This window comes from Acinetobacter sp. YH12046 (assembly GCF_013419905.1).
Classification (GTDB): Bacteria; Pseudomonadota; Gammaproteobacteria; order Pseudomonadales; family Moraxellaceae; genus Acinetobacter.
In genome coordinates this window covers 61,415-78,785 of the sequence record NZ_VOZF01000011.1, presented here as the reverse complement: position 1 = coordinate 78,785, position 17,371 = coordinate 61,415, and the positions used below count along the sequence as shown (strand labels likewise).

The 17,371-nt window shown below is 40.2% G+C and carries 10 protein-coding genes, 2 tRNA genes and 5 pseudogenes; 5 read left to right on the top strand and 12 right to left on the bottom strand.

Translation table 11 applies throughout. The features are described from left to right. Positions 1-9: 9 nt before the first annotated feature. The 3 genes from ribBA to FTU03_RS08560 all read right to left on the bottom strand — a co-directional run bounded on the left by ribBA (position 10) and on the right by FTU03_RS08560 (position 4,363). Positions 10-1,131, bottom strand: a complete 1,122-nt coding sequence (gene ribBA, locus FTU03_RS08570) for a bifunctional 3,4-dihydroxy-2-butanone-4-phosphate synthase/GTP cyclohydrolase II (RefSeq protein ID WP_179992743.1) — start codon at positions 1,129-1,131, stop codon at positions 10-12. A 415-nt stretch (positions 1,132-1,546) separates the two neighbouring features. Next, the gene (locus tag FTU03_RS08565) at positions 1,547-3,058 is read right to left on the bottom strand and encodes an aldehyde dehydrogenase family protein (protein ID WP_166135102.1); all 1,512 of its coding nucleotides are present in this window, start codon (positions 3,056-3,058) and stop codon (positions 1,547-1,549) included. A gap of 336 nt (positions 3,059-3,394) precedes the next feature. Then, on the bottom strand, positions 3,395-4,363 hold the full coding sequence (locus FTU03_RS08560) for an alpha/beta hydrolase (RefSeq protein ID WP_179992742.1): 969 nt from the start codon (positions 4,361-4,363) through the stop codon (positions 3,395-3,397). 520 nt (positions 4,364-4,883) lie between these two features. Here FTU03_RS08560 and FTU03_RS08555 point away from each other — a divergent pair. Next, positions 4,884-5,474 (top strand): TIGR00730 family Rossman fold protein, encoded by a 591-nt coding sequence (locus tag FTU03_RS08555; RefSeq protein WP_179992741.1) that lies wholly within the window; start codon positions 4,884-4,886, stop codon positions 5,472-5,474. After that, complete coding sequence (locus FTU03_RS08550; RefSeq protein WP_034170792.1) at positions 5,471-5,872, top strand: NUDIX domain-containing protein; 402 nt, start codon at positions 5,471-5,473, stop codon at positions 5,870-5,872. The genes FTU03_RS08555 and FTU03_RS08550 overlap by 4 nt, the downstream gene beginning before the upstream one ends. Positions 5,873-6,497: 625 nt before the next feature. Here FTU03_RS08550 and FTU03_RS08545 read toward each other — a convergent pair. From FTU03_RS08545 to FTU03_RS08535, 3 pseudogenes are all read right to left on the bottom strand, one after another. Then, positions 6,498-6,620, bottom strand: a pseudogene (locus FTU03_RS08545) (VF530 family DNA-binding protein); the annotation flags it as partial. A gap of 113 nt (positions 6,621-6,733) precedes the next feature. Then, positions 6,734-6,868 (bottom strand): annotated as a pseudogene (locus FTU03_RS08540) (IS3 family transposase); the annotation flags it as partial. Positions 6,869-6,988: 120 nt separating this feature from the next. Continuing rightward, positions 6,989-8,090 (bottom strand): annotated as a pseudogene (locus FTU03_RS08535) (IS4 family transposase). Between the two features lie 383 nt (positions 8,091-8,473). On the opposite strand from FTU03_RS08535, the gene FTU03_RS08530 reads away from it, so the two are divergent. Continuing rightward, positions 8,474-10,093 carry an oleate hydratase gene (locus FTU03_RS08530; RefSeq protein WP_004883953.1) on the top strand — a complete coding sequence of 540 codons (1,620 nt, stop codon included), beginning with the start codon at positions 8,474-8,476 and terminating at the stop codon, positions 10,091-10,093. A 420-nt stretch (positions 10,094-10,513) separates the two neighbouring features. On the opposite strand, the pseudogene FTU03_RS08525 reads toward FTU03_RS08530, so the two are convergent. After that, positions 10,514-10,639, bottom strand: a pseudogene (locus tag FTU03_RS08525) (IS4 family transposase); the annotation flags it as partial. Between the two features lie 40 nt (positions 10,640-10,679). Between FTU03_RS08525 and FTU03_RS08520 the strand changes: the two are divergent. Next, positions 10,680-11,342, top strand: a complete 663-nt coding sequence (locus tag FTU03_RS08520) for an IS1595-like element ISAcra1 family transposase (protein ID WP_004783898.1) — start codon at positions 10,680-10,682, stop codon at positions 11,340-11,342. Here the strand turns inward: FTU03_RS08520 and FTU03_RS08515 are convergent. Continuing rightward, positions 11,310-11,597: pseudogene (locus tag FTU03_RS08515) on the bottom strand (hypothetical protein); the annotation flags it as partial. The gene FTU03_RS08520 and the pseudogene FTU03_RS08515 sit on opposite strands and share 33 nt — an antisense overlap. Positions 11,598-11,844: 247 nt before the next feature. Here FTU03_RS08515 and FTU03_RS08510 point away from each other — a divergent pair. After that, the gene (locus FTU03_RS08510; protein ID WP_179992740.1) at positions 11,845-15,192 is read left to right on the top strand and encodes a DEAD/DEAH box helicase; all 3,348 of its coding nucleotides are present in this window, start codon (positions 11,845-11,847) and stop codon (positions 15,190-15,192) included. An 18-nt stretch (positions 15,193-15,210) separates the two neighbouring features. Here FTU03_RS08510 and FTU03_RS08505 read toward each other — a convergent pair whose 3' ends face one another. The 4 genes from FTU03_RS08505 to FTU03_RS08490 form a co-directional block, all read right to left on the bottom strand. Further along, on the bottom strand, positions 15,211-16,500 hold the full coding sequence (locus tag FTU03_RS08505) for a type II toxin-antitoxin system HipA family toxin (protein ID WP_179992739.1): 1,290 nt from the start codon (positions 16,498-16,500) through the stop codon (positions 15,211-15,213). Further along, the gene (locus tag FTU03_RS08500) at positions 16,497-16,814 is read right to left on the bottom strand and encodes a helix-turn-helix domain-containing protein (protein ID WP_179992738.1); all 318 of its coding nucleotides are present in this window, start codon (positions 16,812-16,814) and stop codon (positions 16,497-16,499) included. Before FTU03_RS08500 ends, FTU03_RS08505 begins: the two co-directional genes overlap by 4 nt. 349 nt (positions 16,815-17,163) lie before the next feature. Beyond that, positions 17,164-17,239, bottom strand: a tRNA-Gly gene (locus tag FTU03_RS08495). A 45-nt stretch (positions 17,240-17,284) separates the two neighbouring features. Then, positions 17,285-17,360, bottom strand: a tRNA-Gly gene (locus tag FTU03_RS08490). Positions 17,361-17,371: the final 11 nt, after the last annotated feature.

Sequence of the window (17,371 nt, the reverse complement as noted above, 5' to 3'; positions counted from 1 at the left end):
GAACCTCGATTATTTCTCTGATGTTTGTTGTGCGGTGATGTATTCCACCACTTCTAAGTTAAAGCCGGACAGGGCATTGAAACGTAATGGAGAGCTGAGCAGCTTCATTTTTTCCACGCCGAGGTCACGTAAAATTTGTGCGCCGACACCAATGGTCTGATACTGCTGAGACAGGGCAGCATTGGATTTTACATTTTTTGGTGCTGTAAGTGCATCTAAGGCAGGGCCTAAGTCCTGTAAATGGCGCTGGCCAATCCAGACCAGAACACCACGATCACTGTTTGAAATTTCTTTTAAGGCACGATCCAGATTCCAGGCAGGTTCTCCATCTTGCTTGTTCAGCTTTAATAAATCACGGGTCGGATTAAAGCCATGCACACGTACAGTCGTCACGCCATCTTTAGGCTGGCCTTTCACCAGTGCTAAATGAATGTCCGGGTTGCCGATTTCACGGTAACGATAGAGATCAAACACACCGTATTCAGTATCTATAGTTTGCTGGTCAATACGCTCAACCGTTTGCTCATTGGTCATACGGTAATGAATCAGATCAGCAATAGTGCCAATTTTTAGGCCATGTTTTTCTGCGAAAATTTCAAGATCTGGACGACGCGCCATAGTGCCATCTTCTTTGATGATTTCACAAATCACAGAAGCTGGCTCAAGACCCGCAAGACGAGACAAGTCACAACCGGCTTCGGTATGACCAGCACGGTGCAATACGCCACCTGGCTGTGCCATCAATGGGAAGATATGTCCTGGCTGTACAATGTCACTTGGTTTGGCATGCGCAGCCACCGCAGTTTGAATGGTATGCGCACGTTCAGCTGCAGAAATACCGGTAGTAATGCCGTTGGCTGCTTCAATTGAAAGGGTGAAGTTGGTTCCGTGCTGAGCACCGTTGGCATCTACCATCAACGGTAGATTTAACTGCTGGCAACGTTCTTTGCTTAAAGTCAGGCAAACCAGACCACGCGCATGGGTGATCATAAAGTTGATGTCTTCAGGACGCACGTGGGTCGCAGCAATCACCAGATCGCCTTCATTCTCACGGTCTTCGTCATCCATCAGGATAACCATTTTTCCTGCACGGATATCTGCTACAAGCTCTTCAACTGTATTGAGCGGCATCAACCTTCACCTTCTTTTTTGATCTATACCAGACCGAATCATGACATTATTACTGCATAGTCTAACGCTTTTTAAGCAATTTTGCCTATGCTTATTGCTTTCCCTCAGGGGTTCATTGTTATACACAGTCTTGCGTAGCATGAAAAGTCGACTTTAAATGAAAGCACAGGCTTTATGCTGGATTTTTAAACGATCAGAAAGCATAAAAAATGACAAACTTATTTAAAATCAACATAACTATAAATAATCTCTTATTTTTTATGCAGTTTTATTGATTAGTTTAATACAGCCCCTAAAAATACGTATACCTCCCCCCCATTCTTCCTTTTATGAATTTTTTACCAATCAGTTTAAAATTCTGTTTGAAATAATAAATGAATCAGGCGGACCGAAGTCCACCCGAATTCAGATCAGTTTAGAAGAAACCTGCTGGTTTGGTTGAATAACTCACTAACAGGTTTTTGGTTTGCTGATAATGATCCAGCATCATGCGATGGTTTTCACGGCCAATCCCGGATTTTTTATATCCCCCAAAGGCTGCATGAGCCGGGTAGATGTGATAGCAGTTGGTCCAGACCCGACCAGCCTGAATCGCGCGACCAGCGCGGTAAGAGGTATGTGCTGAACGTGACCAGACACCGGCACCGAGTCCATAAATCGTATCATTGGCAATTTTGATGGCTTCATCGAAGTCTTTAAAAGTCGTCACCGCCAATACCGGTCCAAAAATTTCCTCCTGAAAGGTCCGCATGTCATTGGAACCTTTAAAAATCGTTGGCTCGATATAGAAACCTTGTCCCACTTCCTGACGCTCATTACCGCCTAACAAGATTTCCGCTCCTTCTTCACGGCCCGTTGCAATACAGCCGAGAATCTTGTCTTGCTGCTCCTGAGAAGCCTGAGCACCGATCATAGTCTCGGTATCCAGCGGATGGCCGGTCTTGATCTTTTTCACTCGCTCTACTGCGAGTTCCAAGAATTGGTCGGCAATACTTTCCTGAATCAGCGCACGTGATGGACAGGTACAGATTTCACCCTGGTTTAAAGCAAACATGGTAAAGCCTTCCAGGGCTTTTTCCAGGAAGTCATCTTTCTGATCCATGATGTCAGCAAAGAACAGGTTCGGAGATTTCCCTCCAAGTTCTAACGTGACGGGAATAATATTCTCAGTCGCATATTGCATGATCAGCTGACCCACAGCGGTAGAACCGGTAAAGGCAATCTTGGCAATGCGTGGATTAGTCGCCAGTGGACGGCCGACTTCAACGCCGTAGCCATTCACGATATTTAACACCCCTTCAGGTAACAGGTCCTGAATCAGTTCAACCAGCACTAAAATACTCACCGGTGTCTGTTCAGCAGGTTTCAGCACAATACAGTTTCCGGCTGCGAGAGCTGGGGCCAGTTTCCAAGCCGCCATCAGAATCGGGAAGTTCCACGGGATAATCTGACCCACGACACCCAATGGCTCATGAAAATGATAAGCAATAGTGTCTTCATCAATTTCCGAGATGCCGCCTTCCTGGGCGCGAATACAGCCGGCAAAATAGCGGAAATGGTCAATGGCTAAAGGAATATCGGCTGCCAGGGTTTCTCGGATCGGCTTGCCATTATCCCAAGTCTCTGCAACTGCTAGTAACTCAAGATTTTCCTCAAGACGATCGGCAATTTTTAATAAAATATTGGAACGGGTAGTAGGGGAGCTGTTATTCCATTGCTGTTTGGCGGCATGAGCCGCATCCAGCGCCAGTTCAATATCTTCCACTGATGAGCGCGGAACTTTGGTAAAGGCTTTACCATCTACGGGCGAGACATTATCAAAATATTCACCTTTGACGGGTGGGACCCATTTGCCGCCAATAAAGTTTTCGTATTGGGATTTAAATTGCACTTTTGAACCGTCAGTATTGGGATCTGCATAACGCATAATTCTATTCCTTGATATGATTATTATTGATGAATGCCGAACCACTTCTGCTCTGCAAAAGCCCTCAGATTCAACATCTCAGCTCTACTATAGAGAGGGAAAAAAATCGCAGGATAAATACTTACAAGCTTGCTACAAAAGGCAACATTTGGATAAAAATGGAATTTATTATTTTTATAAATTTCAATATTTTATTTTTATAATGACATGATTTTAATATGTAAAAAGCATTACTGATCAGCTTGATATTTTTATTTCATATCCAAGCGAAATAGATAAATAAAATTATTGAAAAATAAGACAGGCAGAGCTTGCTACCTATCTTATTCATCTGGCTTATAGGGCTTTATTTTCCAGCCATTGAAATAGCTGCTGATAGACCTGCTCACGGACCGGTTTTTCTGAAAGAACCAGATCATGTATCCCATTTTGAATCGAACAGAGTTTCACATCGCCCTGGATTTTCTGCGCATGTTCAATCATGTCGCGTACCTGAAGAATCATATCACTGGTTTGAGTATTACGATTAAAACGTAGGGGATAAGTGGTTTTGTGGGCATGCATCAGCAAAGTCGGAATACTTAAACGTACACCCTGATGAATTTCTTTTTGTGCTTCGTGAATGGCATGTACAAAACTCAGACGCACCCAGTGATAGCTAGGTTTTTTCCATTCCAGATCAAAATGCCATTCCCCCTGATAGCTAATATGCAGACTAGGCACATAATGACGATTTAAGCGGCTAGGAAATAGCATTTCCGGAAAACGTTTTCCCAGACGGCTTAATTTAGGCACCAGAAATTTTTTCTCAAAAGGCGTCATATTAAAGTCATAAAAAGGACTATTGAGCCATAAGCCTTTAATTAAGGGGTGATCCGGATGGTGTGCTGCATACAGGGTAGTAATCAGTCCGCCAGTAGAATGGCCACTGAGTAAAACCGTATCATGGCCTTCCTGTCCAATAATTTCGAGAGCCTGGCTGATTTCTGCATCATATTCTGATAGATGATAGACATTATAAAGTTTCTGATGTGACAGATAGGATCGGCCGTATTTACGTAAATCCAGTGCATAAAAATCAAAACCTTGCTGATTAAAACGCTCTGCCATTTCAGTCTGGAAAAAATAATCAATAAAGCCGTGAATATAGAGGATAGCTTTAGAGGTGGGCTGGTCTGCCTTTTTGCGGGTCAGTGTGGCCACTACTGTACCTTCAGTATCTGGTGGGAACTCCAAAGTGACCTGTTCATAACCTTCACCTAGAATGTCAGGTTGATATTCAAGGCTGGAAAGCGGATGGGACATATTGTTCTACTCATGATTATTCTTATTCGCTTATCCTTGTGGATTGGCTTGCATTTGTCAAATCCTGCTGTCTGACCCATTCGAGATCAGTAGCACCATGCAGAGAATAGTCAGATATAAAATCTCAGGTCATTGGCAGCCTGATTGACTAAATAAAAAAATAATAAAAAACCCCGGCATCCTGCCGGGGTTTTTCGTATTGGTTAGCTCGGTATAACTCCTGTCGTACCTTACAATCCTTGTGCTTATCTATTGTCATTGTTATATGGAACTTCCTGTTCCTGATGTAAGTATCATAGGAAAATTCCACTATCCGGGATAGCCGCAAAGAACCGGAATCGATGTAAGTCAATGCGTACAAGTCTGACTAAAAATTATCCGTATTTTTCTGTAGAAGTGAAAGTTTATTCTGAATCATGCGCTTCGATAAACTAGCCGATTATGGCTATTTTGCTTGTTTTTAAGACAAATTTTTTATTTTAATGCAGTTAGAATACACTGATTGATGAGGGGATAAAAAATGAAATCTATTGCAGTCTTTTGTGGTTCAGCTATAGGGAATAGCGAAAATTTTAAAGAGCAGGCCCAAGCTTTGGGTGAGTCTATTGCGAAACGGGGAATCACGCTGGTTTATGGGGGTGGCCGAGCTGGACTGATGGGCGTTGTGGCTGATAGTGCCTTACATGCTGGTGGAACGGTCATTGGAGTGATTCCGCAAAATCTGGTCGATGCAGAATTGGCTCATCCGCTGTTAACAGAGCTGCATGTAGTAAAAAATATGCATGAACGTAAAACAAAAATGTCTGATCTGGCGGATGCATTTATTGCCTTGCCGGGTGGGGTGGGAACTTTAGAAGAAATTTTTGAGCAGTTGACCTGGGGGCAGTTGGGCCTTCATCAGAAACCTTGTGCATTTTTAAATATCCACGGATTTTATGATGAATTGCTGAATTTCTTGATGAAAACGACTGAGGCTGGATTTACCCAGTCACGTTTTACCGATGCCTTGATCTCCTCAAGTTCAATTGAGGAAGTACTGGATGCTGTGGAGCATTATCATGCGCCTGAACCGAAATGGAATAAAAGCGTAAAGGCAGTAGAATCGGTATGAGTAATAAAGTGATTACGATTGCTGCGGCTATCATTCTCAATGAACAGAATCAGATTTTGTTGGTTCGTAAAAAAGATACCGATTTCTTTATGCATGTGGGCGGAAAGCTGGAACCCAATGAATTGCCTGAAGCTGCACTTTCTAGGGAAGTTCTGGAAGAAACAGGCTGTGAGATGGAAATACTGTCTTATATTGGCAAATATGAAACCGTGGCTGCGAACGAATTGAATCATTCGCTGGTCAGTTATTTGTATCAGGTTAAGTTAAAAAGTCAGCCACAGGTTCAGGCTGAACTTGCGGAAATGCAATGGGTTGATCTTAATCATCCAGACTTGCCTTTAGCCCCTTTAACTCGGGATATTTCAATTCCATGGTGTAAGCAACTATTGGGAATCTAATGGGATCTCAAAAAAATTTTAATCTATAGATATGAAATTTAACCAGATTGTCATATTAGAGCGTTAATATTGATGTTTACAAAAGCCCATTTCCCCTCAAATGGGCTTTTTTTATGGTTTTTTATCATTAATTGCTTGGATGAATTAGATGCTTAAACCTGTATGAAGTGCAATCCTTTTAGCAGGAGTTCCCTAAAAAGATAAATCGAACCAGAGTTCTAGAGATTCAAGATTTAAAGAAAATTTTCTTAATTTGAGAAAAAAGCAGGGTTAGTCAGAATATTTAGTCATTGAGAACGACAATAAAAAAAGCCCCAATCTTTCGATCAGGGCTTTTTGAATCTGGAGCGGGAAACGAGACTCGAACTCGCGACCCCAACCTTGGCAAGAGTCACCGACATAAAATACACTAAATTACATAATTGGTATGTTAATAAACTCTATATATAACAGTTATATAGAGTTTTAATTTTGTGTGACGTAATTTAAGGTGGGGTAGGGTACTTTGATTTTTGGTCACTAATTTATTGTGATAATCAACAATAATAACCAACATTCATATGCTTAATCTAAGAGTGTTTTACTGACTGGTATAATTTTATGATGAGAGGGGTGTTGCCTGAGGCTACGGTTTCTGTTTGGCCTTTTGGCGTAAGACGTACAAATATAAGCTTTCTACTTTTTCACGTGTCCATGGTGTAGTACGCAAGAATCGTAATGATGATTTAACACTTGGGTCTATGCAAAAACTGAACCGTACCGGGTTTGTCGGAGACTTTTTTATTTAAGTTAGGCCGCCTGACCTAACGGGTTAATCTTATAATCGTACATTGCTTCAAGCTCAAAAGACGATACATAACTCAGCGCATCAAGCACCATATCTGTATTCTTACGTGTTGATACTTTCCAGCCAACAATTGCACATGAAAAAACATCAATAATAAATGTGGTTTAGACCCAATCTGAATGAGTTTTAATATATGTGAAGTCAGCGACCTGAGATACCGTCTTGGTAGTCAATCAGGTTTTGAGATTATTCGGCTAATAAATAATCTCTTTGATAGGCAGTCTGATGTTTTAAAACGCTATAACACAGATCTCTGTACACGACAAATTTCATAGGATCCTTGTCCTATCAGGCTTTTTCTTTCTTAAAATTGCTAGCACTTTCTTAAATTCTTCTTTTTTTCCAAAACCAATCAAACGTAGAATAGCCATTTGAACATAGTCCAAACCGTAGCGAAATAAACTTACTGAAAGTCGTCCATGCTTCTTTATTTTTATCGTTTTTTTCCGATCATGTTGCCATTCACCTGTTAAATAGCACCTAAATAGCACCAACAGAAACCGATAGCTAGCACTGCTATCAATTTCTTGACTCGTCTAGGGTCTGTTAAACGAGTATTTTCAAGATTGAATCCACGTCCTTTGAGACAACTAAATAACGTTTCGATTTCCCAGCGTAATGCATAATCACGAATAGCAGAAGCATTAAACATAGGAGAAACAACAAGTAAAAGCTCTCCATCTTCTAATCGTAGCGCACTAATATACAGTTTCACTCGACCAACCCAAATACGTCGTTTACGACATTCAGTTTGACCAACTTGAAGATGACGAAATAAATCACTAATTTTATGATTCTTGGCTAAGTGATTGGTTACAATAAAGTTTTTTTAACACGTATACAGAAGTTAATGTCATTTTCAATTAACCATGTAAACCATTTCTCACCGATAAATTCTCTGTCTGCAAACACATTCACAATACGATCTTTACCAAAAATGGAGATAAAGCGTTGAATCAAAGCAATACGCTCTTTTGTATCTGAATTTGCACGTTTATTGAGCAATGTCCAAACAATAGGTATCGCTATTCCACGATAGACGATGGCTAACATCAAGATATTAATATCTCGTTTTCCCCATTTCCAATTAGTTCTATCCAAAGTTAATTGGACTTTATCGAATGAAAATATATTGAAAATTAACTGAGAAATTTGACGATAATCGAAATACTGATCTGCAAAGAAGCGTTGTATACGTCGATAAAATGATTGTGGTAATCACTTGATGGGTAAGGCTTTAGATGCAGAAGAAAGATTACATGTTTGTTTTACAATTAATGCAAGCATAATCAGTGTAAAACATTTTGCATGTGACTTGTTCCACTTTAGATATTTGTTTAAGATGAGATGTAACTCATTGAAATGTGTCATCATATTCGTCGTCAGAAAACAAGTATTATGCCATTATTTCAATGAGTTATCTTTTTTTGTCGTGTACAAAGATATTTTTTAATGATAAATAAAAAGCCTATTTTTAAAGAAATTTAGCATACGGCATAGTGAAAACAACAATAGAGCAATTACTCAACAATAAACATTAACATCAATTATTTAGATCATATTCAATTTTAATAAAAAGACAAATGTGTATTAAAAATAGCCATCATACGTCTATTTTTGATTACAAAATATAATGAGGGGATTGCTTCCCATTTCATACATTTTTCATATATAAAAAGACATACTATTTTTAAGGTTTTTCTAAACCAATTTTTTTACTTCATAATTTTTAACATCATAATTAAAGGTGAACCATGCAAAATAAGAAGCGCACCCCATTAGACGCGCAACAGTCCCATCTTTGGATTATTGGTGGTGGTATCGCAGGTATGGCTGCTGCTGCATTTGCAATCCGTGATGCCAAAGTCCCTGCCAAAAATATCCATATTTTAGAAGAACTCGATATTTCAGGTGGTTCGATGGATGGTGGACATACACCGCATGCCGCGCAAGCTTGGGTAACACGTGGTGGGCGAATGCTGACCGATGAAACTTATTTGTGCCTATGGGACTTATTTTCCAGTATTCCATCTTTGGAAAATCCAGACATTTCGGTGCGTGAAGAATGTCGTGAGTTTAATGAAAAAGTGAAAACCCACGCCAATGCACGGTTGATTGATGCCGAACATGTCATTGCGGATGCAGCAAAGCTTGGTCTGAATACGCTACATCGTGCACAGATGCTGCGCCTATTAGCTTCAAAAGAAGAAAAAATTGGCAGTCGCCGCATTGATGAGTTTTTTGATGAAACCTTTTTTGAAACCAATTTCTGGCGCATGTGGCGCACGACTTTCGCTTTTCAAAAATGGCACAGTGCAGCAGAGTTAAGACGCTATTTCTTGCGTTTTATTCAAGAATTGCCACGCATTCATACCTTAGCGGGTGTGAAACGTACCAAGTACAACCAATATGACTCGATGATTTTGCCCCTACAGCGTTGGTTAGTCGCACAAGGCGTCGATGTGCGTTTTGGACACTATGTCACAGATGCAGACTTCATTACCAATGCTGAAACTCAAGAACGCTACGCTTCACGCCTATATGTACAATTGCCTGAAGGCTCAGAGCAAATTAATCTGAAAGCCAATGATTTAGCTATTTTCACTTTAGGCTCTATTACAGCAGACTCACGTTATGGCGGTAATCATGACGTGCCTGCCCTTATTCGTCATCGAGAAGATCATGGCTGGACGCTTTGGGAAACGCTGGCACAAAAAGCCCCAGACTTTGGCCGTCCAATGACTTTTTATGGCAATGTCGATGAACATAAGTGGGAGTCTTTCACTCTGACCATGAAAGATGACGTGCTACTTAAACGTATTATTGACTATACAGGCAATGAACCAGGCACAGGCGCACTCATGACTTGGTATGAGTCGGGTTGGCATTTATCCATCGTGGTTCCTGCACAGCCACACTTTGCCGACTTACCTGAAGGTTTATATACCTTATGGGGCTACGGTTTCCAAATTGACCATATAGGCGATTACATCAAAAAACCAATGTCCGAAGCCACGGGGCAAGAAATCCTAACAGAACTGATTAAACAGCTCGGTTTTGACGACATTTTAGATCATGTTTTGGCAACGACTGATGTTACTACCGCCATGATGCCATACGCCTCTGCCCTATTCGCCTGCCGTAAACCGGGGGATCGTCCACAGGTAATTCCACAAGGCTCACAAAACTTTGCTTTCCTTGGACAGTTTGTGGAAATTGAAGATGACGTGGTCTTTACTGTGGAATATTCAGTTCGTGGGGCGATGCTTGCCATTTATGAATTTTTTGGGGTGGAACGTGAAATCCCTGAAATTTACAACGGTCTACTTGATCCCAAAGTGGGTTTAAAAGCTTTAGAAACAGTGTTCCACTAAGTTTTTAATATATAGCGATAAGAGCACCTTTATGTCGCCACTATTACATAGTTTAATTTAAGCAACGTTTGGATACACGAGTGTGGCAGGGATGCCACACGTTATCCATCATAATAGGGATGTTATGTATGGGTAACAAAGGCTTTTGCTTTCTTTTGGCTTATCAAAAGTAAGGGTATTGCCTACACAAACACCTTTTATACTTTATTGAAAGTTGAGGCCGTGTACGCACCTAATTTTAAATTGGATAAAAAGAAAAATTAGATAAAACTTTATACCTCATTCGTAAATAAATTGACTAATCAACATAGGAAAAACATCTCCACATTTTAAATAATACTCCGAAACTGACTAAGTGCTTTTCTATCTTTTTCTCATGATTTTAGATTTCATAAAAATTACCTCTGTACACGACAAATTTCATAGGATCCTTGTCCTATCAGACTTTTTCTTTCTTAAAATTGCTAGCACTTTCTTAAATTCTTCTTTTTTTCCAAAACCAATCAAACGTAGAATAGCCATTTGAACATAGTCCAAACCGTAGCGAGGCTCTAGACTAGCAAAATGATTATGTTAGTCTAGAATCATGATAGAAAACAGTAAATTAAGTCACTACAAGATTAAAAAAATTATTCAATGCTTTTGTGTTGATATTCCTGCTTCCAAAACAGCCTTATTACTCAATTTAAATCGTAATACGATTAACTATTGGTACATGCTTTTTAGAGAAACTATCTATGATCATCAAACAGATTTAAGAGCTAAGTTTGTTGGTTCAATAGAAGTAGATGAAAGCTATTTTGGAGCGAAAAGGCAACGTGGGTTTCATGGAAAGTTAAAGCGTGGTCGTGGGACTCTAAAACAGCCAGTATTTGGAATATTCGAACGTAATGGGCGCGTCTATACTGAAATCGTACCTGACTGTAAAATGAAGACTTTACAAGAGGTTATCATTGGTAAAGTTTCACTTGAGAGTGTGATTTATAGTGATGGATGGCGTGGCTATAATGGTCTTGTTGATGTGGGTTATTCAAAGCATTTTAGGGTAAATCACGGAGCAAATGAGTTTGCTAGAGGAGAATGTCATATAAATGGAATAGAATCATTTTGGAGCTTTTGTAAAAGAAGGCTAGCAAAGTTTAACGGCATATCAAAAGAGTACTTTGATTATCATCTTAAAGAAACTGAATGGCGTTGGATGAGGGAACCTAATGAGTTAGCAACTGAGCTGTGGAACCTCATTAGGTAAAATTAAGTGTAAATCTGCTAGTCTAGAGCCATGAATATTATGCTCAATCCTATTTTGGATCAGTTGGAGAGTCTCTGCTTGAATTTGTCCAGGTAATAGGTCATGAGCGATATTGCTGAATCAGATTGTAACCTTACAAATCGAGCCAATAATTTCATCAACTTCTTGGACACAAAGTTCCGCTTCCTGAGTACCAAGTTTCACAAGAGCTTGTCGAGGAATATTCAGTGCCTCACCCATGATATCCATTTGATGTGGAGGAAAGTTCTAAACCTTTACTGATCGCTTCTGCACTGTATTCAAAGGCGATTAATGGCCGACCTGTGATTGCGGTTGAGGAAACCAATGTACCCCAAAGCCAATATTCACCCCATCCATTGTAGTAAACATTAAGTTTTTGAGCATGGATTTATTTCCTTTTGATACGTTGGCGAGCAGTACTGTTCTGAAATGACAGCTTTGTCCGTTATAATTGTATAAACATTTTTGGTTTCTGGTAATTATGTCCTCATTGATCAATTTTCTATCTCGCTTTAGTACTGCAACTCTTCAGCGCAGTCTGAGCTATGCTAAACACATTGATAGGGAAACGATTGAGTTCTTTGAGGAAAAAGACGGGGTTACGATGTATGCCCAAATTGAAGGGACAGATTATTACGATACTGCAATTACCTATAATCCCCAAAAAGACCGTTTAATCGATGACGACTGCACTTGTCCGGTTGGATATAACTGTAAACATGCTGCTGCTTTAGCGCGGTTATTCTTTCAGGAATATCGCCAGGAATTTCAGCAGCGTTATGCTGACTCTCAATCCCCGCAGGGAATCGCAAAACGCCTACGGGGGGATGATCAGGCACAGCGCTGGTTGAATGATTTTAAACGGTATTTACAACAGACTGAACCAGAGCAATCTGTCAAAACAAACAATTATTTAATTTACCTGTTAGATCAGTCTGTCAGCTTAAAGAAATTGACAGTTGATGTTCAGAAGGCCAGACGCAATAAAAACGGCTCAATTGCGGGGGAAAGTTATTATACCCAATATGAAAATATCACCAGAAAGCATCTGACTTTACCTGAACAAAAACGACAATTATTTAACCAGATTTATTATTATGCCAAAATAAACAGTGACGAACGTTTTTATCAAAGCAATCTTGATATCTCCGGAATTTTATTGGAGCATTTCAAATCTTTTATTCAAAGTGGCGATGTGTACTGGCAAAAAAAGAGCCATACTGCACTTCAATGGTCAGAACAAGGCTATCACATCGAACTGATCTGGCAACAAGGTGTAAACAAACAGACAGAGCATTTAAATATTGAATTGGTCAATGGTGATATTCGACTCGATTTAAAATCAAATCCACATATCCAAATTCTCGCTAGCCAACCACCGTGTTATGTGGATATTCAACAGAACACGGTGGGCCAGTTATATGGTGAATATACGGCAAATCTTCTGTACCATTTTTTACAGATGCCTGATCTTCCATCTATGCTCTTGCCAGAGTTTGAGAAACTGACTCATCAATATTCAGACGTGAAAAATCTGCCTCAGCCCGAGTCTATTCAGCATATTGATGTCCTTGAGGGTAGTCCCCAGCCAATTTTACGCTTCGGTGTTTTAGATAAATTTGATTGGAAATGGGAAGAGTCTGTTTGTGCCGAAATTGAATTCTCCTATGCAGGCGGGCGAATAAAAGCAGGTACATCAGGTGACAGTTTTATTGGTGAGCAGCATGGCAAAATGGTGCGACAGCTTCGGGACTTAGTTCAGGAACAACAGTCAATCCAGCGTTTACAGCTATTGGTCGAATCACTGAAGTGGGTAAAAGATCTTAATTATTACCAGCAATTAAAACTGGATAAACAACGTCTTGATTCTATGGTTTTTGCGTTCTATGGAGACTGGATCAAACAGCTGATGCCCATCAATCAAATTGAATTGATTGGATGGCAGATAGAGCATCTGGAACACAGCCCATTTAAGCTGCAATATGTTGAAAATTTAAATATTTCCATCACTGAATCTGAAAGCCAACAAGACTGGTTCAATATCGGGGCGACCGTTCAGGACAGTGCAGGCAATAGCTATGATTTACTCGATGCACTTGTGGCTTTGGTGAAAGAACAGCCTGATTTACTTGATCCACGGATTTTTGGTCATCTGAATGACAGTCACATTTTCACCCTGAAAACTGCAGCGGATCAACCAGATTTGGCTTTATCCGCAAAGGACATTAAGCCGGTATTGTTGCATTTGCAGAGCATTTTACAGCAAGAAGAGCGTAGCATAGATCGCTATGATGCGAGTCAACTATTAGAATTACAGCATCATCTGGGGATGGTGTGGCAGGTCAGTAATCGCCTGCAGCAATTTGCGCAGAAATTCAAACAAGGCTATCAGCAACAACTGCCGACACCACAAGGTTTTCAGGGGGAATTACGTCCATACCAGCAGCAGGGCCTAGGCTGGTTACAGTTTTTAAGGGAAACCCAGCATGGCGGGATTCTGGCAGATGATATGGGCTTGGGTAAAACAGCACAAACTTTAGCCCACTTACTCATGGAAAAGCAGGCTGGTCATTTGCAGGACAGACCCGCCTTAATTGTTGCACCCACATCGCTGATGCATAACTGGTTCAAAGAAGCGGAAAAATTTACTCCTGAGCTCAAGGTACTGCTGCTACAAGGCCCCGACCGCCATCAGTATTTTGAGCAAATTTCACACTATGACATTGTGTTAACCACCTACCCGCTCTTGGCGAGAGATGAAGAGCAACTGAAGCAATATGAATATCATCAACTCATTCTGGATGAAGCGCAGAATATTAAAAATCCGCGTGCCAAAGCTGCACAGGTAGTACGGCAATTAACAGCGCGACATCGTCTATGTCTAACTGGTACACCTATGGAAAATCATTTGGGTGAGCTGTGGGCACTATTTTATTTTCTAATGCCAGGATTTTTATATTCACAAGAAATCTTTAATAAAAAGTACCGCTATCCTATTGAAAAACGCGGTGATCAGCAGTTAAGGCAAAAGTTAGTAAACCGCATTAAACCCTTTATTTTACGTCGCTTGAAAACTGACGTTGCCAAGGAATTGCCTGAAAAAACCACGATTGAAGTCAATATTGACATGAATGAGCAGCAATCCAAGCTATACGAGGCTGTTCGCGCCACGATGCAGGCAAATATTCAGAAAATTGTGGCAGAAAAAGGCTTTAAGCGTAGTCAAATCCAAATTTTAGATGCCTTGCTGAAGCTGCGTCAGGTCTGTTGTCATCCTAGTTTACTGAAACTGGATTCAGTGAAAACCGGGCAAGCACACTCTGCCAAACTTGAACAGTTGATGGATATGGTTGTTCCAATGGTGGAAGAGGGACGAAAAATTCTTATTTTCTCTCAGTTTACCTCAATGTTGGAACTGATTGAACAACAGCTCTATCACGCAAAAATTGGCTATGTGAAGCTGACTGGAAAGACCAAAAAGCGAGATGAAGTCATTACAGCATTTCAGTCTGGACAAGTGCCGGTATTTTTAATCAGTCTGAAAGCAGGAGGGGTTGGTCTGAATCTAACTGCCGCAGATACGGTCATTCACTATGATCCATGGTGGAACCCTGCTGCTGAAGATCAAGCTTCAGATCGTGCATGGCGGATTGGACAGGACAAGCCGGTATTTGTGTATAAGCTGATTACCAATAAAAGCATAGAAGAAAAAATTATTGCCTTGCAGCAGAATAAAGCAGAACTGGCACAGTCTATTCTAAGCACAGATCATGAGGGAGAAGCGAAACTGACGGAAAATGATGTGATGAACTTGTTTGAGAAATTTTAGCTTGGTTACAGGTTTCCTCTAATCATCTGTAAGTATCTGAAAGTCTGGATGCAATTTTTTCCAATGTTCTCTTAATTTTTCTTTATGAACAGAAATCATAGGTAAGTCTAGTAATAGCGCTGGCCATACTGACCGTGCTTTGTCCATAATGGCGTGAAGTTGTTTTTCAATAACACGCCATGGAACACCGACTTTTTCAGCCCATTGTTCAAAGTGTTTCATCTCAGCTAAATACCAATCTTTATTTTTGGCAAGATTCAATGCGAAATGAAGCTCATTTTCAATATATACACTAGTCATCAATATATCGTATGCAGGGGATAATCTTGGCGTTGTTTTATCGTGATAAATCATACTCCAGTTCTTTAAGTGTGCATCTCCATTGGCGAGTAAAATATTGACGAGTAAACGGCTGGCAAATTGCTGAATATCAAGAATTTTGTTATCTGAAAATTGATAAATGATCTTTCCTATCTGCTCATAATTTGTGGTGCTGTATTTCTGGTGTGGATATGAACCAAAGATCTGAGCAAAATCTTCAATATGAATAAGCTCTGTAGTATCAGCAGTACTCTGTCTATCAAATCTTTTTATTGCAAAAGCATATTGCTCTTGGGGTAAATTTAATGGTGGAAGGTTTTGTAAGAGTGCCATATCCACCAAGCGAATCTCAGGGACATCTATTCCGACCATTTTGGCAAGGCTCATCATAGAATATTCATTTAGCGGAACAAAGGCATGTCTGGAAGAAGGAGTTTTGACAATCCAGTCCCCGAGTAGAGTCGTTTCCGTTGCCTGTGCTAATGTAAAACGCCCATCTTTGGCTTTCATGGAAAACTTCATTTGGACGCCGGCCAAGGAAAACTTATTATTTGTCCGAATCTCTTGTTTTAATATCTGATCTGGATTCGAGATCTGAAGCTTAAATTTTATTCCATCTGGGATTTCTTCTGGATCTACTGGGGTTGCAATTAGTGCCCCAGGTAAATCATGACCTAAAGCTGCCAATAACTGAAATTCATTGTCTATATGTACTTTGAGGCTTTGTGCAATCAGTTCGCGTAATGCACCTTCTGGTAGCAAGTTTGATAGCAAGGGATGTAAACGCTGATGTGTAACATAGGTCTTTTCTAAAATCTTATCCACTTGAGGATACAAGGGGGAAGTCAGCAGGCTCAAGGTCGGGCGTTGCTGATCAGAGCGGAAAGAATCTGTAAAAACCAGAATATTTTTTCCGCTCTGAAATCCTGCCAAGTATCCAACGATACCGTGATGTAATGTTAATTTCAGGACGGCAACAGTATTCATGGTTCCTCTCCTCCGAGAAGACCCTTCCATGGGTTAGTCATTAAGTCATCCTGATCTTCAATAGTGACTTTAATTTCATCATTCAATAATTGTCTAATCAAATGAACCTTATCATCAGGGATGAGCATCAGTTGAGCATTTAATCCTGCCGCTATAATTTCTAAGGTCTCTAATCGAGGGTTGCCCTGACTTTCCAGTTTTTGGTACTGCTGTCTTGAAATGCCTGTACGGGATTGCATATCAACTTGCTTTAAGCCCAATTGGGTTCGTCTTTTTTTGATTTGCTGTAGTAAAGACTTATTTAGTATAGACATATTTATTGCTTTTTGGTGGTATAAGAAGCATATTAGTTGCTTTTTTATTAAGAAGCAATGACAGAAATTATTAACAGGCTCCGCGGCATCAATATTTAGGATCTAGGCAAGCTGATCTTGTTTAACATAAGCCACTTAGTAGTAGCTAATACTATCTTTTGTTTTGGAGTTTTTTTTATCTTGTATGATTGATACTCTGGAGCATCATCTACACGGTTTTTTGTTCACAGTTTTGAAAGAGCACTTTTGTAAACTTACTTTTTTAAGTATAAAAATTTCTTATGAAGTAAAATATTGAATAAAACAACAATAAAAAAGCCCCAGTCATTCAACTGAGGCTTTTAGAATCTGGAGCGGGAAACGAGACTCGAACTCGCGACCCCAACCTTGGCAAGGTTGTGCTCTACCAACTGAGCTATTCCCGCAGGGTCGATCAATTTTTTACTTTAAAAAATGAACAAAAAAGAATTTGGAGCGGGAAACGAGACTCGAACTCGCGACCCCAACCTTGGCAAGGTTGTGCTCTACCAACTGAGCTATTCCCGCATGCCGTGTAT

Bases quoted from the DNA above. Each gene is read 5' to 3' on its own strand.
- ribBA (WP_179992743.1), bottom strand. From the start codon at position 1,131: ATGCCGCTCAATACAGTTGAAGAGCTTGTAGCAGATATCCGTGCAGGA.
- FTU03_RS08565 (WP_166135102.1), bottom strand. From the start codon at position 3,058: ATGCGTTATGCAGATCCCAATACTGACGGTTCAAAAGTGCAATTTAAA.
- FTU03_RS08560 (WP_179992742.1), bottom strand. From the start codon at position 4,363: ATGTCCCATCCGCTTTCCAGCCTTGAATATCAACCTGACATTCTAGGT.
- FTU03_RS08555 (WP_179992741.1), top strand. From the start codon at position 4,884: ATGAAATCTATTGCAGTCTTTTGTGGTTCAGCTATAGGGAATAGCGAA.
- FTU03_RS08550 (WP_034170792.1), top strand. From the start codon at position 5,471: ATGAGTAATAAAGTGATTACGATTGCTGCGGCTATCATTCTCAATGAA.
- FTU03_RS08530 (WP_004883953.1), top strand. From the start codon at position 8,474: ATGCAAAATAAGAAGCGCACCCCATTAGACGCGCAACAGTCCCATCTT.
- FTU03_RS08520 (WP_004783898.1), top strand. From the start codon at position 10,680: ATGATAGAAAACAGTAAATTAAGTCACTACAAGATTAAAAAAATTATT.
- FTU03_RS08510 (WP_179992740.1), top strand. From the start codon at position 11,845: ATGTCCTCATTGATCAATTTTCTATCTCGCTTTAGTACTGCAACTCTT.
- FTU03_RS08505 (WP_179992739.1), bottom strand. From the start codon at position 16,500: ATGAATACTGTTGCCGTCCTGAAATTAACATTACATCACGGTATCGTT.
- FTU03_RS08500 (WP_179992738.1), bottom strand. From the start codon at position 16,814: ATGTCTATACTAAATAAGTCTTTACTACAGCAAATCAAAAAAAGACGA.